The organism is Echinicola salinicaeni (assembly GCF_014280965.1).
GTDB classification, from domain to species: Bacteria; Bacteroidota; Bacteroidia; order Cytophagales; family Cyclobacteriaceae; genus Echinicola; species Echinicola salinicaeni.
This window is the reverse complement of record NZ_JACODZ010000009.1, coordinates 156,829-182,003: the sequence shown is the minus strand read 5'-3', so window position 1 is coordinate 182,003 and position 25,175 is coordinate 156,829. Positions and strand designations below refer to the sequence as shown.

17 protein-coding genes are annotated in these 25,175 nt (G+C 36.7%); 2 read left to right on the top strand and 15 right to left on the bottom strand.

The window, feature by feature from the left end:
• Positions 1-197 precede the first annotated feature (197 nt).
• The 7 genes from H7U17_RS17920 to H7U17_RS17890 form a co-directional block, all read right to left on the bottom strand.
• Positions 198-1,292 (bottom strand): AI-2E family transporter, encoded by a 1,095-nt coding sequence (locus tag H7U17_RS17920; protein WP_186758127.1) that lies wholly within the window; start codon positions 1,290-1,292, stop codon positions 198-200.
• 162 nt (positions 1,293-1,454) lie between these two features.
• Positions 1,455-2,285, bottom strand: coding sequence for an endonuclease/exonuclease/phosphatase family protein (locus H7U17_RS17915; RefSeq protein ID WP_230981479.1), 831 nt, complete (start codon positions 2,283-2,285; stop codon positions 1,455-1,457).
• Positions 2,286-2,417: 132 nt separating this feature from the next.
• Positions 2,418-3,338: a glycerophosphodiester phosphodiesterase family protein gene (locus tag H7U17_RS17910; protein ID WP_186758126.1), complete on the bottom strand. Its 921-nt coding sequence runs from the start codon at positions 3,336-3,338 to the stop codon at positions 2,418-2,420.
• Positions 3,339-3,491: 153 nt separating this feature from the next.
• Positions 3,492-5,090, bottom strand: coding sequence for a RagB/SusD family nutrient uptake outer membrane protein (locus tag H7U17_RS17905; RefSeq protein WP_186758125.1), 1,599 nt, complete (start codon positions 5,088-5,090; stop codon positions 3,492-3,494).
• A gap of 14 nt (positions 5,091-5,104) precedes the next feature.
• The gene (locus H7U17_RS17900) at positions 5,105-8,323 is read right to left on the bottom strand and encodes a SusC/RagA family TonB-linked outer membrane protein (RefSeq protein WP_186758124.1); all 3,219 of its coding nucleotides are present in this window, start codon (positions 8,321-8,323) and stop codon (positions 5,105-5,107) included.
• A gap of 163 nt (positions 8,324-8,486) precedes the next feature.
• A complete protein-coding gene (locus tag H7U17_RS17895) occupies positions 8,487-9,449 on the bottom strand; it encodes a FecR family protein (protein ID WP_186758123.1) in 963 nt (320 codons plus the stop codon).
• A 116-nt stretch (positions 9,450-9,565) separates the two neighbouring features.
• A complete protein-coding gene (locus H7U17_RS17890; protein WP_186758122.1) occupies positions 9,566-10,150 on the bottom strand; it encodes an RNA polymerase sigma-70 factor in 585 nt (194 codons plus the stop codon).
• A 320-nt stretch (positions 10,151-10,470) separates the two neighbouring features.
• On the opposite strand from H7U17_RS17890, the gene H7U17_RS17885 reads away from it, so the two are divergent.
• Positions 10,471-11,796 carry a sulfatase family protein gene (locus H7U17_RS17885; RefSeq protein ID WP_186758121.1) on the top strand — a complete coding sequence of 442 codons (1,326 nt, stop codon included), beginning with the start codon at positions 10,471-10,473 and terminating at the stop codon, positions 11,794-11,796.
• Positions 11,797-12,067: 271 nt separating this feature from the next.
• Here H7U17_RS17885 and H7U17_RS17880 read toward each other — a convergent pair whose 3' ends face one another.
• The 7 genes from H7U17_RS17880 to H7U17_RS17850 form a co-directional block, all read right to left on the bottom strand.
• Positions 12,068-12,934: a phosphodiester glycosidase family protein gene (locus tag H7U17_RS17880; protein WP_186758120.1), complete on the bottom strand. Its 867-nt coding sequence runs from the start codon at positions 12,932-12,934 to the stop codon at positions 12,068-12,070.
• A gap of 175 nt (positions 12,935-13,109) precedes the next feature.
• Entirely contained in the window at positions 13,110-14,429 is a 1,320-nt protein-coding gene (locus H7U17_RS17875) for an IPT/TIG domain-containing protein (protein ID WP_186758119.1), read from the bottom strand.
• 28 nt (positions 14,430-14,457) lie between these two features.
• Entirely contained in the window at positions 14,458-15,375 is a 918-nt protein-coding gene (locus H7U17_RS17870; protein WP_186758118.1) for a phosphodiester glycosidase family protein, read from the bottom strand.
• Positions 15,376-15,394: 19 nt separating this feature from the next.
• Complete coding sequence (locus tag H7U17_RS17865; RefSeq protein ID WP_186758117.1) at positions 15,395-16,690, bottom strand: RagB/SusD family nutrient uptake outer membrane protein; 1,296 nt, start codon at positions 16,688-16,690, stop codon at positions 15,395-15,397.
• 19 nt (positions 16,691-16,709) lie between these two features.
• Positions 16,710-20,054, bottom strand: a complete 3,345-nt coding sequence (locus H7U17_RS17860; RefSeq protein ID WP_186758116.1) for a TonB-dependent receptor — start codon at positions 20,052-20,054, stop codon at positions 16,710-16,712.
• Positions 20,055-20,153: 99 nt separating this feature from the next.
• Positions 20,154-21,344 (bottom strand): FecR family protein, encoded by a 1,191-nt coding sequence (locus tag H7U17_RS17855; RefSeq protein WP_186758115.1) that lies wholly within the window; start codon positions 21,342-21,344, stop codon positions 20,154-20,156.
• Positions 21,345-21,444: 100 nt separating this feature from the next.
• Positions 21,445-22,020 (bottom strand): RNA polymerase sigma-70 factor, encoded by a 576-nt coding sequence (locus H7U17_RS17850; RefSeq protein WP_230981478.1) that lies wholly within the window; start codon positions 22,018-22,020, stop codon positions 21,445-21,447.
• 619 nt (positions 22,021-22,639) lie between these two features.
• Here H7U17_RS17850 and H7U17_RS17845 point away from each other — a divergent pair.
• Positions 22,640-23,020, top strand: coding sequence for a hypothetical protein (locus H7U17_RS17845; RefSeq protein ID WP_186758114.1), 381 nt, complete (start codon positions 22,640-22,642; stop codon positions 23,018-23,020).
• Between the two features lie 260 nt (positions 23,021-23,280).
• Here H7U17_RS17845 and H7U17_RS17840 read toward each other — a convergent pair whose 3' ends face one another.
• Positions 23,281-25,143, bottom strand: coding sequence for a sulfatase family protein (locus H7U17_RS17840; protein ID WP_186758113.1), 1,863 nt, complete (start codon positions 25,141-25,143; stop codon positions 23,281-23,283).
• Positions 25,144-25,175: the final 32 nt, after the last annotated feature.

Here is a 25,175-nt window from a genome sequence, read left to right as displayed (position 1 = left end):
GCTTAGGGTTAATAAATATCAGTAAGGTCTCCATGGTTGTTATGGCAATTGATCTGGAAAATTTATTTATCTAATAGGAAAATAAATTTAACACCAATTAGCCTCCCATGGAGACTTTATTTTTAGTCCATCAGATAAACGAAAAACTAAGATTAAAGCAATATTTCTCTCTAGAAGAAAAAATTTGTAAAACTCACCTATACCTTCCATTTACGTTTCAGTTTAGACCATAATGTCTCTTTCTGACTAAACTCTGGAATTTCATTCCCCAACAAATACCCATATGGGCTTAATCCTTCTACATGATCAAACACAATTTTTAATACCCCCATCAAAGGTATAAAAAGCATTACCCCAGATATCCCCCAAGTCCAGCCTCCTAGAATAATTGCCAAGATGACAGCTAAAGGATTTAATTTTATCTTCATCCCTACCACCATGGGTGTAATCAGGTTATTTTCAATTAGCTGAATGCTCCATAAGAGTAATAGCGTCAATAAGGGATATATCAATGAATCTGTAATCAGCAGTACATATACCACTGAAATAAAAGAAGATATAAACACACCGATATAAGGAATCAGGTTAAATATTGACACAAACAAAGCAAAGAACAAAAAATATTTCACTCCCAATACATAAAAAACAATGCTGGCCATTACAAACACGATAATGGTCACTAAAGAAAGTCCAATTAAATAATTCTTAATTAAGCCACTTGCCTCAACTATCCAGGACCGATCGCCCAACTTTTTATCAGTATGGCTAGTTTGAAGTCTTCGTAAAAATTCCATAAAAAACTCCCTGTAATAAATAAAAAAGAAAACTAATACCGGCATTATCCCCAAAGTCATAATGGTTTCTACTGAATCAACCAAAAATCCACTGATGGTCTTTGTATCGATCAAACTTGACAGCTGTATATCCAGGTCTCCTTCTGAAATTTGAACACCAAAAACCTGAAGACTATTTTGAATTGAAATAAGATACTGTTCTAATTTATTCCCTATTGCTGGAGTACTCTTCATTAAACCAACCAGTTGGTTGGCCAAAACATAAATGATAATAGCTACGGTCAAAGTGGTCATCAGGATACTTGCAATGATGGCTATTTTTCTAGAAATTCCTTTTTCTTCTAACCAATCACATACGGGCAATAATGCTATCGCCAAAAGTCCAGACCATGCAACAGGAATAAAAATAAATGAAGCCACTTTCAATACCACAAATATCAAACATAAGGCAATCAAAAAATAAGCAAAGGATTGCAGTATTGATTTATTACGGTCCATGAAAGTACATTTTTGGGTTAATATTGAATTATTAAGGCAAACGCTAAGCATTCTGACTTAACCAAATATATGTTCAAAAAATCATAGAAAATAGTAAATCCCCTAGCAATCTAGGGGATTTATAAAGCTTTAAGACTATTTTTAATAATTTACAGTTTAAGCTCAAAACTCCTTTAAAATCAATTTTGCCAAAACTGGAAAATGATCTGATGCATAAGTCTCGTTGATCACCTCATGTGATTCAACCTCAAAATCCTTAGTATTTTTATAAATAATATAATCAATGATCTTTCTTGGATTGTTGGTAGAAGCTGTATTGGCACAGCCTGATTTACAAGTCCGCTCAAAATATCTATCAAAATGAAGAATGGCGGGGCTGCTGGGAACGGCATTAAAATCACCTACTACAATTGCGGGAATTTCATTATCCGTAGATTCATCAAAATACTTCGTAATAAATTTTGCTTGCGCTAAGCCATTCGACTCACTTGTAAAATCCATATGGGTATTTCCAAAATAAATCTTTGATTCTTCAGTAAGACTTACCGTAACCAAAGAAAGGGTTCGCTGTTCAGTGCCCTCTTCTTTAGGGAGCTTGATCGTCTTTTCATTTGATAAAGGATACTTGGATAAGATAGCTGTTCCATATTCTCCTTCCTTATAGTCAATACCTTTTGAGAAATAATAATAATCATAGCCGGCCAATTCGCCGAGTTTTTCGGCCATATGTAAATCCGATCCTGACCTTTCGGTATAAACATCGACTTCTTGCAAACCCACAATGTCAGCATTACTCTCTTTGATCACCTTTGCTACAGCTTCTAAATCAATCAAATCAGGCTTGGATGGAGGATTGGAATGGTGGATATTATAGGACAATACGGTGATTTCTTTTGTGCTTTTTGGTTTTTCCATTTCTGGTGTAGGCTGCTCACCTTCTTTACAGGAAATTAACCCCAACCAGATAGACAATATGATATAAATTAATTTCATTTTTCTTATGGATTATTTAGTTATGCAAAAAGAATTAGTAGTCTATGGAAATCTTCTAATGTTGAGTCAAAACAAGCTATTTGAAACTTTCAAAAACATTTAAATGGCCCAAGCCAATTAATCTACTTATATTTATTGATTGGCCAGTTGTTCAAGAACCCTATTCGGGTAGTTACTGATAATCCCATCCACTCCCAATTCAATCATTTTGGCGATATCAGCTTCTTCATCTACTGTCCAAGTTATCAGCTTCATTCCTGAACTTTTGCATTTTTTTAATAATGCTTCATCTACCATCGTGTACAAGGGACTATACACTTCAGGCACAAAATTCAACTTGGACATATAGGTTTCAAAATCCTTCTTATAAACAGCCAAATATGACAATCGCACATTAGGATATTTCTTATGAAGATAGTTTAGGCACCTGGGATCTCCAGACTGAATTACCAAGCGATCTTTCAAGTTTTTGCTTAGTAAAATATCCATCACCTTGTCCGCATATTCCTCATATGGATAAACGAGTCCTTTTTCCTCTTTTAGCTTGCTTGATTTTATTTCGATATTGTAGCATATAGGTTCCAAACCGTTGTGTTGGATAAAATTCTCCACTGAATCAATCACATCAGAGGCCAGTGGTATCCTTGCTTTAAACCTTTTTTTATCTGGAAACCTATCATGATACTTGCTGCCGATGTCATATTCCTTTATATCAGCGTAATTCATTTTGCAGAAAATTAACCTTTTGGCCTCTTCTCCCGGTATTTCTTCTCCTTGAGTTCCTAAGGTATATTTTGGATTAATATGGGCATCATGCGCTAAGATGACCTTTCCGTCCTTTGATATTTGAAGATCGAATTCCAAAGTGTTTACTCCTAATTTGACAGCTTCAATCATCGCCTCCAAGGTGTTTTGTGGCATTAACCCTGCAGCTCCCCTGTGACCTTCTACTTTGGGGTTTTGAGTCTCTGGGCCAAATGTTTCTTGTCGTGCCAATAAAGGATGTAAACCAAATACCAGTATCACAAACAAAATTAGTTGCAGTCCTCTCATGTAAGTTTGATAATTTTCTATTTATAGATTCAGATAATAGTAGCGTGAATTTGAAGCAAAAATTCCTTGAAAAGAATCATATAACTGATTTTAAAAAAGGGCCCAAAAGAATTACTATTTGGGCCCAAATTCAATTATACAAAACAAGTAAAATTAATAACCAGGATTTTGTTCCAATCCAGGATTGACTTTTAAACTACTCTCATGGTATGGCCATAAATACTGATGCTGAGCAAAAGATCTGTCTTCAATTTTTAGGGAAACCAATTGTCCATCCACTTTCCTCGTATGTCCCAAAGCTGGTTGGTTCAATACATCCTCAGCAATCCTCCAACGAATAATATCATCATACCTACGACCTTCCGCAGCCAACTCAATCCTTCTTTCATTTCGGATCAATTGAACCCATTGATTTTGGCTAAAGGCACTGTATTCTGGAAGTGTTACATCTGCTTCAGACATATCCAAGCCAGCGCGCTCTCTTAATTGGTTGATACAGTCCTTGGCCAGTGCATCCACATCATTTAACATGATTTTTGCCTCAGCGTAAGTCAACAAAACTTCTGCATATCTTAAAAGAGGGAACTCCATATTACTTCCATTCTTGAAAGCATCATCATCAGAAACGAACTTGCGGAACCAATATCCAGAACCTCCAGCACGGGTCTTTTCATAAAACATGGTAGATTCAGGATTGTAAACATCTATTGTTTCGCCATAAAAATCATCGCCATGCCCCATAATGCTGAATGCATATCTTGGATCTCTATTTAAATTAGGATCAAGTTCGTATTCTTCCTTCGTATGATAAGGACAATCATCAATGGTATTGCCTTGCAAAGTCCAATAACTGTCCACCAATGATTTTAATGGTACAATATAGGATTGACCGTATCCTGTTCTAAAATGAGGGCCTAAATGAGGAAATGCATACGTGCTTCCACTGAAACTTTCTCTGTTTTGATGAAGAATCACCTCATCATTTTTATCAGAAGCTTCATATTGGAATAATTCCCCATAAACAGGATGCAGGGCATATTCTTTACTATCCATAATCTCTTTGGCCAATCTTGCTGCTAATTCGTAGCGCTCAAAATACAATGCATAGCGCATAATGATGGCTTTTAAAGAAAGCTGGTTCAACATGTATTTGTTGGAGGAATAAGTACCCACAGGAAGCTTATTGGCTATTTCTTCACCCAAAGGGAAAATAGTTTCCAAAATTTCCTCTTTTGGTGTCGCAGGCTGTCTAGCTTTATCAAGATCTGCAGGTTCCAAGACAAAAGGTACGTCGCCCCATCTTGAAGTCAATATAAAATAGTGCCAAATACGGATTCCTTGAAGGATATTGGAATAGCTCTCTCTAACTGCTTCATCTTCTACATAGGGCACGTCTACTTTATCGATAAAAGTATTTAGTCTTCCTAAGTGCTTCATATGTAAACTATAATAGTATTCCATGGCACTAGAGTTGGCATTAAGGTTGCCATTTCCAATAATCTGATGATGGTCGCCACTTAGCCGGGCATAGGCATTATCTGATCTTCCATCCTGCATATACAGCATCAACCTACGGTCACTATTATGTGTAAAAACATCTCTATAACTACTATAAACTACACGGCGTAGGTCCTCTTCATCATTGTAAAACTCTTCAAATGATGTTGCTGTTGGATCTGTCTTATCCAAGAAGTTCTCGCAGCCCGTAAGGGACAGGCATGCTATTATTAATATTATGGTGAATCTTTTCATTTCTGAGAATTAGTTTAAAGTATGGTGAATTTCACGCCAAGACTATAAGTAGCCATTCTTGGATAGCTGCCATTTCCTCCATTATCTTCAGGCTCTAGACCTTCCCAATTGGTAAAAGTGAAGGCATCCTGCGCATTAACATACATGCGCAAATTTTGAACTCCCTTCATCGGTTTAGGAATGGTATAGCCCAATTGCAAAGTTTTTATCCTGAAATAGGAAGCATCACTCAACCATATATCACTTAAATTGGCATTTGGGCTGGTGCCGGTCCATACCCTTGGGAACCTACTATTAGGCGTCTCAGGAGTCCATCTATTATCCATATAATATTGCCTTGGAGTACCAAGAGAATTAGTACTACCATCCATAATTACTGGATATCCTTCAAGACCATTTACCCTTCCTAGTCTTTTACCTACTCCTTGACCTAAGAAACTGAAATCCCAGTTTTTATATCTTAAATTCATATTGACGGAATAGTTCATATGAGGAAAAGGATCTCCTAGATATACCCTGTCCTTTTCATTAATGATACCATCATTGTTTTGATCTACATATCGAATATCTCCGGGAAGGGTGTTTGGAAGTTTGGCTTCAGTGGAGTTTAATTCGTCTTCAGATTGGAAATAGCCGTCACTTTCATATCCGTAATAATTATTTATCGCACTTCCGTTATACCATATTTTATCAATATTACCTTTAAAAACCAAGGTGTCTGAAACATTATAACCTGCTTTAAGTACTTTGTTATTATTGTCAAACAACATACCTCCAATACTGTACTGGAAATCGCCAATATTATCACTCCAATTGGCTGATACTTCCCAACCTTTATTTTCTACTTCACCGATATTAACAGATGTTTCCAGATAATAGGAACCAGTCAAAGGAGGAACAGGGAAATCCCCATATACTAGGTCTGTAGAGTGTTTATTATAAATTTCACCTGTTAAGGAAAGCCTGTTTTTAAACAAATTCACATCTAGTCCAATATTACTTTGTGTCTGGTTTTCCCATGTAAAACTAGGATTAGGCACCCTCATGGTCCAGCCCCAGGTATTTACGCTTTCTTGCCATAAATATGGCGCTACATTTTCATTCCCTACTTTACCATAGGAAAATCTAAATTTTATATTGTTTACTATGCCTCTTTCGTTAAGATCCCTGAAAAAACTCTCATTGTGCATATTCCAAGCTACCGCTGCAGAAGGGAAGAAACCCCATCGGTATCCAGGAGCAAATTTTGAGCTACCATCTTTTCTCGCAGTGACCTCTAATAGATATCGCTCATCAAACGAATAGTTCATCTTGGTATAGAATGAAGCCTTGGCAATTTCTCTATAGTCTGTATAAACATGGTTCATGATCTCTGAACCAGCTATCAAATAGATTTTGTCTTTTTCATTCCTTAGTTTACTCTCATAATTGATATTACCTCTTGCAGTAAACTGACTTACACTGACTCCTTGAGATGCACCGACTGCATTGGGCCAGGTAGTGGTTGGTCTCCCTTCTTCATCATAAAACTTAAAAGTTTCTCTTTTATATTTATTAGCAGACTTATTGATCATATAGGAAACATTACCGCTTAAGTGCAAGTTGTCATTGATATGATACTTAGGTCTTAAGTTTATCGTACTTCGATCATAAAGATTGTTATAAAGGCCACCATGGTGAATACTGGCCACAGGGTTCCGATCATCGTATAAGGCATAGTGCTCTGGAAGGTCTGAATCATAAAATACTGCTTGAGTAGGATTCATCCTCCATGCATCTGTATATAAACCGTGACCATTAGTATTGGCATAAAGTCTATCCACTTGTAACCTTCTTGCATAGAAATCAGCTAAAAGAACAAACTTATCGTTGATATTGATATTGGTATTGAAACGAGCAGTAAATTTCTCACTTCCTTCATTGATATTAAGCCCATTTTCCTTAAGATATGCCAGCATTAGGTTAAAGGTACCTACCCCACCACCACCGGAGATATTAGAGGAAACATTATAGGAATGTGCCCTTCTTTCCATAATTTCCTCTACCCAATTGGTATTAGGTAATTCTCCCTGTTCACTTAAAGCGATATCTTCTTCAGTATAAAGTAGGCTTTGCCCCTGAATAGACCTTGCTTCATTGTTCAACCTCATATAATCAGCTGAATTGACAAAGTCCGGCATCATAATAGGATCATTAACCGCAGTCCAAGCATGCATATCAACTTTGAATTTACCGGTAGTACCTCTTTTGGTTTCTATGATAATTACCCCATTAGCTCCTCTGGAACCATACATAGAAGCTGAAGCAGCGTCCTTTAGCACACTTATACTTTTGATTTGATTGGGATCAAGGTCTGTTAAACTTTGTTCCATACCGTCCACTATTACCAATGGGGAAGCACTTTGTAAAGTGGCAATACCACGAATATTAATACTACCCGGAACTCCTCCTGGAATATTTGAAGCTTGCATCATGGTTACCCCAGGGAGCGTCCCACTAAAAGCTTCTTGTAATTTTGCAAGAGGGCGGTTAACTACCCTTTCCATATCCAAATCAGAAACTGCCGATGCTACGTGTTTCTTTTCCACGGCACTATAACCAAATACAACAACCTCATCCAAAGCAGCGCTTTCTTCCTGAAGTACCATATTGATGTTTGAGCGATTGTTAACACTGATTTCTTGATCCTTAAAGCCCATCATGCTGAATATCAAAATAGCATCTGTATCCGTTGTGATAGTAAACTTCCCATCAAGGTCAGCTACTGTCCCCAGGTTGGTTCCTTTTACCAAGACAGTAGCTCCGGGTAGTGGTTGGCCTCCTTGATCTCGAATGGTACCAGTAATTTTAATCTTATCCAAAGGCCCAACAGGTCTTTCCTCCAGTTTAACTGAAATACTATTATTAAGCTGCTGAAACTTCAATGGATATTTTGTAGATAATTTATCTAAAAGTGCTGCTACAGTAAGTTTGCTCTTGGCTAAGCTAAACCTTAATTCGCTATTAATTATCGACTCATCGTATAGAAATACGAATTCTGTCATGGATTCAACCTGTTGAAAAACAGACTGCAAACTAGCATTGTCAGCTTCAAATTCTATACTGACTTCTTTTGGATTTATCCCTTGCTCTCTAGCTGCTAAGGATAGTTGTGTGCACAACAAATTTAGCCCTACCAATATGGACAACAGCTTTGTTTTACACAGCAATTGTTTTGTAATAGTATTAAACATAAATTTAAAGGTTAGTTAAGTTAATTTTAACGGTTTCATTAGTCGATACTTAAAATTCTTAATGAGCAGTGGTAAGCCGATTTCCGACTTTTGGCTTACCACTTTATTGTATCAAATCATAGGTTAATGGTAATCTTGAGTTAGGATTTAATTCATAGGCATACTATTTTTCACTGGAAGCTATTTTTATTCTACCATTGGAAACCTTTTCCCAATGAATATTTTTTATGAACTGTATTTGATTCAAAAGATTTGATAAACTGTCCTTTTTGAATTTCCCTGAGATGGTCTGATTAGCTGTTGCCTTGTCTTCAAAAATGATATGGACATCATAATTTCTCTCTATTATTCGCCCCAATTCCTCCAAGGATATATTGTTTAGATAAAAAAGCCCTTTTCTCCACGCCAATACCTTTTCCATATCCACTGTTTGCTTCTTCAAGGTATTATTAGGATTTAGTATTGCTTCCTGATTGGCAACCAAAGCCACCTTTTGCTTTTTGGAAATGGTCTCTACAAGTACCTTACCTTCTAGTACACTTACCTTAGGGATTTCATCCTCATAGGCATTGACATTAAAGGAGGTTCCAAGCACACTGGTGTTTATTTTTTTGGCCTTTACTTTAAATGGTCTATTTTTATCCTTAGCTACCTCAAAATAGACTTCACCCTTTACTTTTACTTCACGGATAGACTTGCCAAATTCGCCTGGATAGGAAATACTGGAAAGTGCATTAAGAAAAACTTTAGTTCCATCCTCCAATATAAATTCCAATATCTCTCCAGTAGCAGTTTCCTTAGTGACCCAATCCTTCTCGGGATTATATAAAACAGTTGAAAAAATCCAATATCCAACCAAAAACAAAACAGCAATTGCTGCAGCATATTTCCAAGCTCCCATAAAGATAGATCTAGGTTTTGCCTTTACCGTATTCGAATTAAGCGCCTGCTGCTTAATCCGTTTAAGTATTTCTGTTCTTACATCACTTAAGTCTTTGCTAAACATCTCGTGTTTAGATGAACTTACTTTTTCAAACCATTCATCAATTACCTGGTTTTCTTCCTCGGAAGTCTTTCCTTCAAGATATTTCTTTAGGAGCTGATCAAATTCTTTTTCGCTTATCATTCGCGTGTTATTTGATCTATAGTAGAAGTAAGGGAGTCTTACACCTACGCGAAATTCAAAAAAATCAGAATTTTAATAATTAGTTAACAAAGCAAACCTACACTTAACACTAAAAATCAAACAATTCCCAAAATAAACATCATGGCAACACCAAGGTCTGATGATTTTCTAAGATGGTTTAATGCTTTATTAAGTTGGTTTTCAACCGTACTTTTAGAAATCCCTAATTGATTGGCGATTTCTTGATTGGACATATGTTGATACCTGCTAAGAGTAAAAATTTCCCTGCACCTTGTAGGGAGTTCTATTAACTTTTGGTCAATTTGAAAATGAAGTTCCTTTAGATAAATTTTTTCTTCCACATCATTTTTGGAAATAAGAACTTCAGTAAATTCTTCGTAAAACTTTTTTTGCAAGTCTTGTTTTCTGATATATTCTATAAAGCGATATTTTGTTGCTTGATATAGGTAAGCATAGGGATTTTTTATATCTAAACTTTCTCGGCGATTCCATATATCCAAAAAGATTTCCTGAACAAAATCCTTACTTAAGTCTTCATCCCCTGTTGCAGCTAAACTAAGATGATAAAGTTTCTCCCAATATTTGTTATATAGATTTTCAAAAGCTTCCCAAGAGCCCTCCTTTATGGCCATTATATGGCAGGTATCTTCGTTGAGTTTCTTTTCGTAAATCTTCGACATATCCTTTTAATATAACATTTTGAAACGCTTGCAAAACTCGAAGAATTATAATAAAAAATGTAAAACAGGTATTATGTTTTCTTTAATAATCCCCGAGCTTCATAAACCTAAAAACATTTTAATGAAACAAATAATCAATCATTAAAAAGATATTTTCTTAGTTTATTTTTTATGACATGTAATTTATTTAAAATTTCAATATAAATGAAAGTTATTAATACAAAATTTAACATAACATTATATTATAAAGTATAATTGTGTTTAACCAATATAGTTTTTTTCGTTATCCTTCTATTTCAAGAAATTAAATCATCATGAATATGCTACATCTTTTCACGGTCAATTTTGCAGTATTGACAACAATGCTTTTTGCAACCATTACAATTCAGGACATCTATGCGAGAAGCTCTCCCAATATCATCATCTTTTTCACCGATGACCAAGGTTATGCGGATGTAGGGTGTTATGGTGCTGAAGGCTATGAAACACCCAACTTTGATGAATTAGCTGCCAGTGGCATTAAGTTCACCGATTTTTATGTCCCCGCCACTGTATGTACTCCATCGAGAGCAGGACTATTGACAGGTCGGTATCCCAAAAGAAGCCAACTCCATGAAGCTGTACTATTCCCCTATTCGGAAGAGGGGCTAAAACCTGAGGAATATACCATGGCCGAAATGCTTAAATCAAGTGGCTATTCTACCTATTGTATAGGAAAATGGCACCTGGGACATCAAGAAGAATTTATGCCCAACAATCAAGGATTCGATGAGTTTTATGGAGTTCCCTACTCCAACGATATGGATAATTACTACTATAAAAGAAATAATTTCCAATCTCCACCGCTTCCCTTTTATAGAAACACAAAATTAATCGAGAATGGACCAGACCAAAGGTACCTTACTAAAAGATATACTGAAGAAACCATCAAACAAATAAAGAACAGAGGTAATCAGCCATTTTTCATCTATTTAGCCCATAATATGCCACATAAACCTTTATATGCTTCTCCAGATTTTGAGGGAAAGAGTGGAAAAGGAATCTATGCAGATGTTATCATGGAACTGGATTGGAGCATGGGAGAAATTATCAAAACATTAAAAGAAGAGGGTATTTACGAAAATACCATCATTATTTTCACCTCTGATAATGGTCCTCAAGTAGGGTCTGCTCAACCCCTAAGGGGCAAAAAAGCCCAAACTTGGGAAGGGGGGCAACGCGTTCCAGGGATCATTTCATGGCCTTCAGTGATACCTGCTGATATTGAAAGTGAGCAGTTTGTAAGTACATTGGATCTATATCCTACCCTTGCCCATATTGCTGGAGCTAAAATCCCTGAAGGTTTAAAAATGGACGGAATAGATATAAGTAAATACTTATACGCTCCTGAAAAAGAAAACCTCCCTGACCGACCTTTTTATTATTATGCAAGAAATGGAAAAGTAGAGGGCATCAGGCTTGGCAAATGGAAATTACATATAGAAAAGTCCATTGGTTGGAACCAAGAAGAAAATGGAACATTCAAAGTGTCCCTTTATAATCTAGATGAGGATGTTTCTGAAGAAAGAAATGTGGCGGATAAGTATCCAAACATTGTTAAAAAGCTATCAGATATGATCAATGAATTTGAAGAGGGGTTTTCTTAATCAAATCTCCCAGTTAAGTACAATTTTTAGCCCGACCATAAATATCAGAAAGCGTTCAGTACAGCACCGAACGCTTTCTTCATTTTAATCCTAGGTAATAGGAGCTACTCGTGATCGCCAAAATATGAATACGCAAAACAAATATCCTATTCAGAATGAAGAAAGATTTAAGCTATAAAAAAACAACCTTTATTTTATTTAAATGGGATTTGAAACTAGCTACAACAATTTTCGATCCATTCCTAAAATGGCGGCAATAAGATTTAGGTTTTTACTCCGTAGTAATATAAAATATACCCTTCACAGCACGTTCGCTTCCGTCAGTTGGAACATTCACGATCTCGTCTTCATCATATCCTTTTACATACAAGGTACTGGAACCTCCCCCATCCAGATTAAGGATATCGCTACAGCCCAAGGCCAGACAAAAAAACTGTACCTCTTCCAATGTCATCCCTGCTGCTTTTTCGGATCTCCCACCAATAACCATAAACAATAAATGACCATCCACAAAAGCGATAACAGAGCGCGGATGTCTTTTAAGCACAAAAGGAGTCCCAGTCAAATCCACCTTCTTCCCATCGTCCATTAAAAGAGGACCAGAAGTTAAAACATGATCAGCTTGTCCTTCAATTCTCATTTCTTTTTCCTTAGACCAATCAGTAATATCCACTTGATTTCCTCGAACCAAAACAGCCCCTGTGGCTCTATTAGAAAATTCTTCTGATTCAGTATGGGCCAAGATTTCACCCTCAATCATGATCAAATGGCGACTTTGCCCCAGTGGTTCATCATGATTCCTGAAAAAAGAACCATTAATGGCCGCAATAGCACCTTGTTCCTTTGCCAGAACAGAGGTTTTTTCCATAGAATCAGCCATTCCTACGTAATAATTTAATTTTGCTGCAGCTGTATCAATGTCGAGAATAAATATTTCTTGCGGAGAATCAAAAATACTAATGCTTGCTGTTTTCACTTCCATTCCCACGGCAACCTTCTTTGTATTCCATTTCACTTCCTCTATTTTTTCCCTATCAGCTTTAGCCGGCTTAAGTGATAACCTATCCTGAGAAATAGCTTCACTACTGAAAATCATCATCAATAAACCAAAGGTGATGACTATTTTATTTTTGTACATATATATAATTAAATCAATTTAAGAAAAGAGGGGAAAGTCAATATCCTTGACTTTCCCGTTTGAAATTTACCCGTTGAAAGTTAATCTGGTTAACCTTGAGTCAAAAGAGGGCTTAATAATTATTTTCAAAATGAATACACCAATAATGGAGACTTGCTACTGATAAGCAAGGTCATTACTTTTTTACAATTTTTCTAACCCTATGGTTACTAAGGTCTGACACATAAATAGCACCATTCATTACTTCCACATCTGTAGGATTAGAAAACTGTGCTACGGCATTTAATCCATCTAAAAAGCCACGAACAGTACCTCCTATAGTAGATACTTCATCTTCTTTAATCATCCTAATTTTATGATTGGACAAGTCTGCGACGATGATTTCTCCAGATGCTCCCACACCCACTCCATAAGGATTATTAAACTGAGCTTCATCAGCAAAACCATCACGGTTACCTTGACTACTTCCTGCAATAGTACTGACCTCATCAGTGCTTAGATTGATTCTCCTTATCAAATGGTTAATACGATCAGCAACGATAATATTTCCTTCATTATCCAAATCCAAACCAGAAGGGTTACTGAACATTGCTTCTGATAAAGCGCCATCTTGATAACCTCTTTCACCTCTTCCGGCTACAGTACTTACCGTTCCATCAACATCAATTTTTCTAATCATATGGTTAATATTATCAGCTACGTACAACACACCATTATCATCTACCGTCACATCCAAGGGCTGATTAAACTGGGCGATATTACCTGGACCATTAGCATAACCTGCAGTTCCCGTTCCGGCGACTGTGCTTACATTTCCTTCAGTATCGATTTTTCTAATGGCGTGATTATTACGGTCTGCTATATAAATATTCCCCTCTTTATCCACACATGACTTCCAGGGATAATCTAATGTTGCTGAAACAATAGGACCATTAAGGAAGCCTTTTTCGCCAGTACCGAGAACTGTAGTAACATTACCTTCCAAATCCAATTTCCTGATAGCGTTATTTGTTCTGTCTGTAATTATGAGATAGCCATCTGGATGCTTGGCCACACCTTCTGGATTTCTGAAAAAAGCGTTTTCACCTTGACCATCAATCAGGCCATACTCACTGTTTCCCGCTAAAGTGGAAACTGTATATTCCTCAGGAGCTACCAAATATTTAAATGAAAGATCTGCCCCAGCAGCATCTTCACCATTAACAATTAAGGACAGATTACTTGTACCTTCACCATCAGGAACTACTACTTGTATTTCCCCTTTATCTGCTTCCAAAACTATTCCAGGTCTCCCATTAAACAATATTTCGTTTTCTTCACGAACAGAAGAAAAACCTTTTCCTTTGATGACCACAACATCATTAGTAAATCCCTCCTGAGGTATCATGGTATAAACAAAAGCCTTATAATCTAAAACTGGCCCATTATCCTCCTCTGTACAGGACCAAAGCGAACATACTATTAATGTCCAAACTAGAAAATTGATATATTTCATGATTAGTGTTGCTTAGATTGATTATATATTAATTTTCATTTGCCAAAATTGCCCAACCATTGGCAACCGGTCTAGGACTGCCATCTGAAGGTCTGTTTCTAATATGAAACACTTCAGACAAACTATGTAAAGTGACAAATGTAGAAGAACCACCACCATCCAAATTAGTGGCATCCTTTACTCCCAAGGCCTTAAATATTGCGCCCAATTCCGATAAGGTTAAACCATTAGAATAATCAAAATCCCTTCCATCAACTACGATAAAATAAACTTCCTTAAGATCGTTAAAGCCCACTCCTGTTCTTGGATGAATTGCCGCATTACTATTGGGAGCCAGATCATAATCTTTCACCAATAAATCACCTGCTCCAAGACCAAATAGTAAATCATCCTTATATAGTTCAAAATCCTCGGACAAAGCTATTACAGGTTTCCCATTCTTATCTATTCCAAAAAATGATTCCAACATAGCGGTGGATTTAATCACTTCACCATCAAGAACTACAATTCCCCTGGGTTCACCAGTGGACATATTAAAAAAGTCTGAATTGACAGCACCTACAACCTTTTTACCTGGAACTTCCACATAATTCATCATTTCCGGGATGGCCTGCATGCCATACCCTTTACTTCCATAAGGCATTATAGCTTGTAATTCCACACCATCAACTTTTAGGTCTACCTTGAACACAAACATTCTCATTGATAAACCTTTCATGGACAAATAATGAATATCCGTTTCTTCTACTCCTGCTGATACCATAAATGTGGTGTCCCAAAAAACATTGCTAAGCAAATCGGTACTGTCCATCAACCTTTGCGTAATTGGCGAAAGTTCTTCCTCTATAATAGAAGGTTGTGTATCCTCATTTTCACAACTAGCCGTTGTTATTGCCAATACGACCAGCATAAATAAGGAATAGTAATAATTTATATATTTAGTCATCCTTTTCTATATTTTATGATTAATAACCAGGGTTTTGAACTAGCTTATCATTCAGCATCAGTTCAGTTTCGGGAATAGGCAATAAGGTTTCCCTTTCTTGAATACCAATTTCCTCTACAGCTTTACCTGTCCTTACTAAATCTACCCATCTAAACCCTTCTGCAAATAATTCTCGACGACGTTCTTCCAATAACAGATCTAGATATTCTGCCTCTGAAGAAGCAGAAACAGGATTCAATCCCCTTGAAGCTCTCAGTTCGTTTAATCTGCCCAATCCGGCTAAGCCTTGTCCTTCAGCACTGATCAAATACATTTCAGCGAGTCGACTTACGTTCAACTGATCAGTCCCTGTCTGTCCACTTGGATATTTATTGACCACATCAAGTCCCTCATAGGTATCTACAGAAATCGATGATCTATTATCATTCGCAGTAAACATGTCCATGGCCCATGGATTTGGTTTGAAGACATAAGAGCCACTTTGAGGATGGGCATAAGTATAAAACCAAGTACTTAGATTTATACTGGATTCGATTGTTAGATTGACAAAAGCAAATATTAATTCTGAATTGTCTTGTCTTCTAAATATTTTCTCAAAGCTATCCAACTCAAAATAAGGTTTAGCAATCAGTTCTTCCGCCAATGCAGCTGCTTCTGCCTTTTTACCTTGCTGTAATTTAGCTCTAGCCATAAGGGCCGTCGCGGCATCTTTTGAGATATAATTATAATCTCCACCCAAATCGGATGAGAAATCAGGTGCATACTGTATGGCATATTGCAAATCTTCCTCTATAAAAGCATAGACTTCCTCGGATGTATTTCTTGGAAGTTTTTCCATGGTATTTTCCCTCAATATGGGTACACCACCATATTTGGTTACAAGATTATAATAAATATAGGCTCTGAAATAATGTGTCGTACCCCGAATTTGATTGAGCTCGGGAGATTCAGAAAGGCCCTCCAAACTTCCTAGCAAGGTATTTACTTGGTATAAGGCTTCATAATAACCAATCCAGATATTTTTCGGATAGCCATGCTCTGGCCTTAAAATATTACTAATGAAAGCATTGGTACCTCCTCCATTAATAGAACCAGCGGAATTAAAATCACCCCCCAAAAGATCTCCCATGATATAAGATTCCCTCCCTGGATCATTTTGTACAGATTGGTAAACACCTATAAGAAATGATTCGGCATCTTCCTCGGTCAATTCAGTTTCTGAAGAAACCGCAGATCTTGGATATAAATCCAAATTATTGCTACAGGATGTGACCATAACTAAGGCCACTATATATATGCATAAATTATATTTCATGACTGCTTTCATTTAAATATTAGAAAGTTATGTTTAGGCCTAGGCGCAAGGTTCGAGGCTGAGGAAGATTCATATTATCATCCCCCATAAAGCGGGCATCATAGTTCTTAGATACTTCTGGGTCCAAACCCGAGTAACCTGTAAGAATAAACAGGTTTTCACCCTGAACATATAGCCTACAATGTGACATGTCCAATCTGTCCAACAAACTTTTGGGCAAAGTATAACCTAAGCTCAATGTCCGAAGTCTAATAAAAGAACCATCCTCAAGGAATCTGGAAGAATTGTATAGATTATGACTATTTCCATGAATAGCTCTTGGAACTTCATTGCTAGTTCCCGGACCTGTCCATCGATTAAGGGCAACTTCTTCCCTAAATCCCTGTCTTCCATAACCAAGTCGATCAGTAGTTATTCTCCAGGTAGCATATACCTCAGCACCTTGGGAATAAGTCAAGAAAGCCGATAGGTCAAAGTTTTTATATTTAAAGGTATTGGACCAGCCTCCATAAAAATCAGGATTTGAAGAGCCTATAATTTGACGATCATCAACATTGATAATGCCATCATCATTTAAATCTTCATAAATGACATCTCCAGCCCTTACACCCTGATCATATAAAGTTTGAGGTACCTCTTCATCATATTGGTAAATCCCCTGCATTTTATACATATAGAAACTACCTACTTCCTGCCCTACCTGAAGTGTTCTATTGGCTCCTATCAAAAGTGCATCGTCTCCCAACAAAGACGTCAATTCATTGTCTATAAATGAAATATTAAAATCTGATTGCCACTGAAACTCTCCAAAACGATTATTATAACTTAGCATCAATTCCAAACCTCGGTTTTGCATGCTACCGATATTACTGGTAATACTACTAAATCCAGATGTACCATGGATTGGCATACTGTATAATAAGTTTTCGGTGTTTTTGATAAAATAATCCGCGGTAAGGTTGAGTTTGCCCTCTAAAAATCCAGCATCTACCCCTATATCAAACTGTTTGGCTGTTTCCCATGTCAAATTTGAATTACCAAAAGTAGATATGGACAAACCACTATTTCCATTATAGTTCGCTCCACCACTCATCAGCGCCTGATACGCATAACTTCCTATACCATCTTGATTGCCTGTGGCACCATAGCTGGCCCGTAGTTTAAAATCGGTTTTATTAAAATTCCAAAAAGATTCATCAGACACATTCCAACCTGCTGATATTGAAGGAAAAGAACCATATCGTTTTTCGGGAGAAAATCGAGATGATCCATCAGCTCTTAGAGAAAGTGAAAGCATATATTTATCAGCATAGCTTAAGTTTGCCCTACTGTAATAGGACTCCAAAGCATTTTCTCCAAATCCTGAACTAGCATTGGCAATTTCGCTGGCCACGGATATTACATCAAAAGAAGAAGAAGGAAAACCTCTACCATCTATATAATTGGTACTTGATGTAACTTTTTGATAAGAATGCCCTACCAAAGCATTAATGGTCAGTTTCCCAAAATCATGATCATAATACAGCGTGTTTTCTATCAAACCATTGGTCAACATTCTTCTCTCATCCAAAACCCTACCTTGACCAGCTCCATAAGGGTGCAGATCCGTATAGTGAAGGTAATCTTCAGTATAGGCCGCATCCATTCCAAATGTATTTTTAAGATGTAAAGAAGGGCTGAATTTAATGTCCGCAAAAGCATTTCCAAGCATTCTGTAATTATCCAACTTGGTCTTTTGCTCATTTAGGATTTGGACATTATTATGATATGTCAACTCTTCAGTACCTCCCACATAGTAATCACCATTAGGCTTAAAAGGCCTATCATAAGGGCGCTGCCCCATACTCCTTAGAAAAATAGATGATCCATAAGTACCATTTGGAATTCTATGGTTCCTCGAAAAACTTAAATTCGTATTTACCCCAACTTTTAACCAGTCGGTTGCTTGATGGCTTACATTTACCTTTCCATTGTATTTTTTAAATTCATTGGTTTTGATCACACCTTGCTGATCCAAGAATCCTCCTGAAATAAACAACTTTGTCTTTTCAGTTCCGGTACTAAAAGACATGTTCACATTGGTCACAAAAGCATTTCTGGTGACCCAGTCCAACCAATCAGTATCTGGCAGTCCAGGGTATGGATCTTCCAAATATTCTACAAAATTACCATCACCAGGAAGATAGCCGTTTTGCTGGTTGAAATTGTATTTTGCTTCATTCTGAACCTCAAGATATAGATCAGTACCAGCCATTTTCAATTTGTCCACACTAGGAAGGTATTGTACCCCGAAATTCGAATTAATGGAAAAATTGGATTGTCCTTCTTTGCCAGATTTTGTTGTAATAATTACAACACCATTTGTCGCACGAGAACCATAAATGGCAGCCGATGCAGCATCTTTCAGGACCTCTATTGATTCAATATCTGCTGGGTTCAGTTGGGACAATGGATTCATTCCTTCACCAAGATTGAACAAAGCGGCATTGGTATTCACTAGAGGAATGCCATCTACTACATATAAAGGTTCATTTTCTCCACTCAAGGAACCAATTCCCCTAATACTTACACGCAAATTACTTCCAGGGGTGCCTCCTCCGGCTCCAACATAAACACCAGGCATCCTTCCTTGCATCAGCTGATCTGGTCCCTGAACTTGCCTAAAATTTTCCTCTGTCGGTTTAAAATCTGCAATGGCACTGGTCACCTTCTTCCTTTCCTGCTGTCCATATCCGATGATTACCACCTCAGAAAGAGCGGTTTCCGCAGAATTCAATATAACACTTATTATAGTCTGGTTATTTACAGCAACTTCTTTAGGATCATAACCGATATAACTAATTACCAGTATCGCATCACTAGGGATATTTGATAATTTAAAATTACCGTCCAAATCTGTAATGGTTCCTTTTGATGATCCTTTGAGTCGAACAGTGGCACCTGGAAGCACCTCTCCTTCTGTACTTTTAACAGTTCCTGTAACTTCAATATTTGCCTTCTTGGCTTTTTCTTGGATAACTACAAAGTCATCAAGAATTTTATAGGCCAGTGGCTGTTGAGCAAAAAGCGCCTTTAAAGCATCCCCTAACTCTACATTTTTTAACTTAATGCTTACAGGCTTCGCAGCATCAATAATTTCATCCGAATAGACAAAACTGATCTCTGACTGCTCTTCAATTATGTTTAGGACATCTATAAATTGCTTTTCATAAACATCTACAGTAAGTTCTTGGGAATGTACTTTGGCATTTACCTGAAAAATCAAGGCAATGATTAAAATAAAAGTCCATTTCATAGCCAAAAGATAATTTGGTGGAGCATAGGAAAGTTTGTCCCATCCTTGTCCAAAGTGGGTAAATTTCATAACTTTACAGTTTAGAAGTTGATTGATAAAATTTTAATTGTGATGATTGAATGGCATTAATCAGCCAAGCCAGTGGTTTTCCGAGGACCACTGGTTTTTTTAGTCCTTTTCTGTTACATAGAGTTTTCCATTTTTAAATTCAAAATCAATTCCGCCAGAAAGCTCTAATATCTCAATCACTTTGGATAGTTTGGTATCCATATTGATCGATGCATTAAAATGCCGAACTGGAATTTTCCCTTTGGTATCCACTTTGATATTATACCAGCGCTCCAACTGACGGAGAATTTCATCCAACCTGGTACTTTGGAATAAAAAATATCCCTCTTTCCAAGCTATTACCTCTTTGGTTGAGACCCTCGAAACCATAAGCTGATTCCCGGAAACTGCCTGATCTCCTGGAATCAATATTTTATTTTGACCATTGTGCGATACAGCTACTTTTCCTTCTAATAAAGTAGTTTTTACCATCGCTTCATTTTTATAAGCTTTAATATTGAAGTGAGTTCCCAAGACCTTGACTTTAGTTCCATTTGCATCCACTGTAAATGGAGATCTAGGATTATGGGCCACATCGAAATAGGCCTCACCGTCAAGAGCAACTTCTCTTCTATCATTTCTAAATTCCGTTGGAAAACTTAGAGTCGAGGCACTGTTTAACCATACCTTCGTTCCATCCTGTAACTCCACACTATACTTACCTCCATTAGGAACGATTATTTTAGAGGTCTTTCCTACTTCTAGACTGGGTTCTTTTGCTAAACTGATAGCGACAAAATCTTTCCTTCTGATAACTTCCATCCCCGCTACATTCCTTTCATTTCCTTCTTCCAATTCTTCCAGATCTATTTCATCCCCATTTGGTAATACCAAAATGGCCTTATCCTTACCTGGATCCACATCTGACATAACATCCCTGGTTTCCTCACTTACATCCAAGCCAGAATCTCCTATGGATTGGAAAATGATCCAGCCTGCCAAAATAAAAACCAAAACAGCTGCAACTGAAGCAATCTGTTTGTACCATTTATGGAGAAGGAAGCTATCTTGGTCAATTGGAGAGATCTTAGTTTTAAGCTCAAGAAAAGCCTTATCCGTATCAATTTCTTCAAACTTTTGAATTTCCTTTTCAATATATCCCTCTGAGAATAATCTATCATAAAATACCTTATTCTTAGGATCGGTCATCAACCATTCATCCAATAGTTTCCTTTCATCAGTAGAAAGATTTCCTCTCCTTTCCTTCTGGATCAAATTGGCATAAAAATGATATAGATTGTCTTTGTTCATTCCAATGTCTTTAACTTATTACATTGGAAGGATCAAATGGGGTGAAAGAAAATTAAGTTTTTTTCAAAAAATTCTTTAAAATAATACTGCCTTTATATTTTTAACAGTTTATTAATACTAAAAAAGTCATAAAAACTTCAGGATCAAGTTTTAGTCTCAACAGCTTCAGACTTCTTTGTTTCTGCGTCTTTACTGTATTGACCGTAACCCCTAAGATCTCTGCCACTTCTTTATTGTTTTTACCCTCCAGATAGGCCAATTCTGTTACAGTTCTACAGCCTTCAGGAAGGCTCTCCATTGCTTCATAGACCATACCGATAACTTCTGATTGAATAAGATGATGTAAAACCGTGGTATCCTGAACAATATCATTCAATTCATCTGAATTATCTTTCATCTTCTGCTGGCCTTTTAGGGCATTAAGGCTTTTGTTTTTAACTGCTTTGAAGAGGTAATTTCTTATATACTCTGCTTCCCTATAAAAATTGGACTCAGGCCATTGAGAGATATGTATAAAAACTTCTTGGACTAAATCCTCTGCTATAGATTGATCGCCTATAATTCGCATGGAAAAATAAACCAATTTTTTATGGTACGTATAAAACAATTCCTTTAATGGATCTTTCTTCGAATTGGTATTTGCAGGAAACATCTTATGCTTCTTATTATCTTCCATTATGTTTAATTTCCATATACAAATTTAAAATGATCATAATCGGCATAATTCATTGCTTCATGCTTAAGGCAAAATTAACAACCAATTTCCCAAACGATTTCAGAACCATATTATCAATTTATTAAAATAGACCTTATTGTCAAAGATGATGGACATTAAAACCAGAGAATCACATATTAACGGGAGTATACCAGCCAAAATTCAGCAACTCATTTTCCTAGGTCAAAAGTATTATGATGTATCTTACAGATTTATACACCTAAAGTAAACAATATTAATGAATTACAAGTTTTTAATAAAGAATTCAAATAAGCTTAAAATCTATCGACTCTGTTTACAAATAATTTATTGAGGTGTAGAAGGTAAATGTTCTTCTAAAGTTGAAAAATAATGAGAATAGCTTTGCCTCGATTGCCAATAGAGTTCAGTTAGTTCAATCAATCATGGTAAACTTCCTGTAAACCAGATGAAATGAACAGAAGACTAAACTAAATTCTAGTATCTAAAAATAATAACATATTAAATAAAACATTTTTGAGATTCTAAAGGGAAATTATTACTATATCTAATTAATATTCAGATATTTGTATATTCACTACTTACCTAAACCCAATCTATTATGAAAAGAATAACTTTAATACTCCCCGTTTTATTTTCCCTACTTATATGGTCACCACAACTACTTGCCCAAGAAGAAGAGGTAAGCAAAAATGAAATTTTGGGTGCCATGAATAGTTTTGATGGTCTGAACTTAAGTTCTGACAAAAAAGACAAGCTAAAACAGACCAATAAAAATGCTGTTGATGATCTATTTGAAATTGCAAAAGGCGATTATTCACCAGAAGAAAAGAACAAAAAATTCATGATGGTAAAAGAAGATAATGCTAAAATTTTTAAAGACATTTTAGGAGAAGACAATTTCAAAAAGTACAAAAAATCTGTTAAAAAGAAATTGAGACCGTATAAACGACGAGCTAAGCTTATAGGCTTCCTGATTTAGCAATAGCCGAAAGATATAGCCATCAAGGACCTTATGATCAATACACTGATCTATTCAAGGTCCTTGATTATTTTAATACTGCTCTTATTATTATTACTTCATGCGCATTACCTTAAGGCAATATAAAAGAAAACACAGCTAAAACACGGGATAAACACGGCTTTACTAGGGGATAAATGGGCTAAAATGATGATCGTTAAAAAGGTTAAATTGTTGAATTATTTAAGTGATCTTATGAACCTCCGGTTTCGGGTGCTTCTTTACTTATTGGCCCACTTTTCTTCCAACCAATCTACCACCCGCAAATCATACCTATTGTCCTTTTCATGATCATATTCTTTCTCCATTTTCCAAATTTCATCCTTTACATTCTCAAATGGAATACCAAGAATATCAATACTGTTCAATGCTTGCACTCTAGCAAATAAATGAGGAGAATGAATCACCTTGATTAAATATTTTAGCCCTTCCTCTTTATATCCTAAATCATACAAACATTCTGCAAGTACAACCGTCACCTCATCAGAAGCATCAGGTAAATGCCCCCTAATTTCCCTTGACATTGGTAGTGCCTTTTCCCCCATTACCAAAAGTCCCATTGCCCCCCAGTATCTCTCAACACTGTCATCACTTTTCAAATATCCTATCAGTCGTTCTGAATTTCCCTCATTTGCATTGGCTGCCGATTGTGCAGCTTCAATCCATTTGCCCCAATTATCTGGAACAGTTCTCATATAATCATAATAACTGCCTTTGGGACTCCTAATGCTCCGTTCTGCCTCAGGAATAAAGCCTGTATCCCCGATCCTTAAACTCCAGTCAATTGCTTCTTCCCTCATATTCTTCAATACATCTCCATACGCAGGGTCATCAGCCAGGTTATTCACTTCCCAAGGATCATTTTCTGTATCATACAATTCCTCAACAGGTTTTTTATTCCAAAATATCGACTGGCTCTCATTACATTGACCATTCAAATAAGCCTGTTCCCAAGATTGCATAGAAGGAGCTTTCCATAGATAGTTTAAATGCTGACCATATACTCTATGCGGCATATAATTCATGATATACCTAAACTTTTTTGAGCGGACAGCCCTACTCATATCATAGCGTTCATCCATTCTCCCTCTAAACATATAGGCAAAATCTGGTTCCTCCGTCCTTTGATCCCCCAAAAACGCTTTGCCCTGCATCCAATTCGGTATATCTCTTCCTGCTAAACTCATCATGGTAGGTGCCAGATCAACAAAACTTACCAATCGTTCAACTTGGTCTCCAACATGGGCAGCAGGAAACAGATATTGATATTTTTTTGGAATCTTGATTATAAGTGGCACTCTGGTCCCACTTTCATACACATAACGTTTGCTTCTTCCAAGTACTCCCCCATGGTCACCAAAATAAAAAACGATGGTATTCTCTGCTAAACCAGACTCCTCCAGTTCTTGAAGCTTTGCACCAAGCCACTGATCCATGTCTTCGATCTTATCATAATATTGTGCCCAATCATGCCTCATCTCAGGAGTGTCCGGATGGTAAGGAGGCAATTTCACTTTTGATGGTTCATGTCTTAAGTCTTTATTAGGAATGGATTTATGAATGCTACTTTCATGGCTAATATTACTGTTGAAAACTGCAAAAAAAGGTTTACCATTAGGTCTATTTCTGTAATGGGCTTTTCCCGAACTATCATCCCAGATTCCCTCGGTTTGGCCTTTCTTTATATTATAATCCTCTTTAGCATTATTGGTGCAATAATAACCTGCGTCTCTTAAAAGCTCCGGCAGCATCTTAATCAAATTTGATTTTGGATAGTTACTCCGCATATGCTGGTTACCACCTGAATTGGCATATACTCCTGTGATAATGGTATTCCTTGCAGGGGCACAAACAGGAGCATTGGCGTAAGCATGGGTATACAAAAATCCCTCACTGGCCAGTTTATCCATATTGGGAGTTGTGGCAAATTCATCACCATAACATCCTGCAAATGGACTATTGTCCTCACTGGTCAACCAAAGTATATTAGGAAGCTCCTGAGCACTTAAAAACTCAAATGGAATAAATAATAAAAGTATAAAGACAGTGTGCTTTTTGATAAGCTCAAATAACTGGATATGCATGGGTTATAATGTTAAATATAAATTAGCAATCC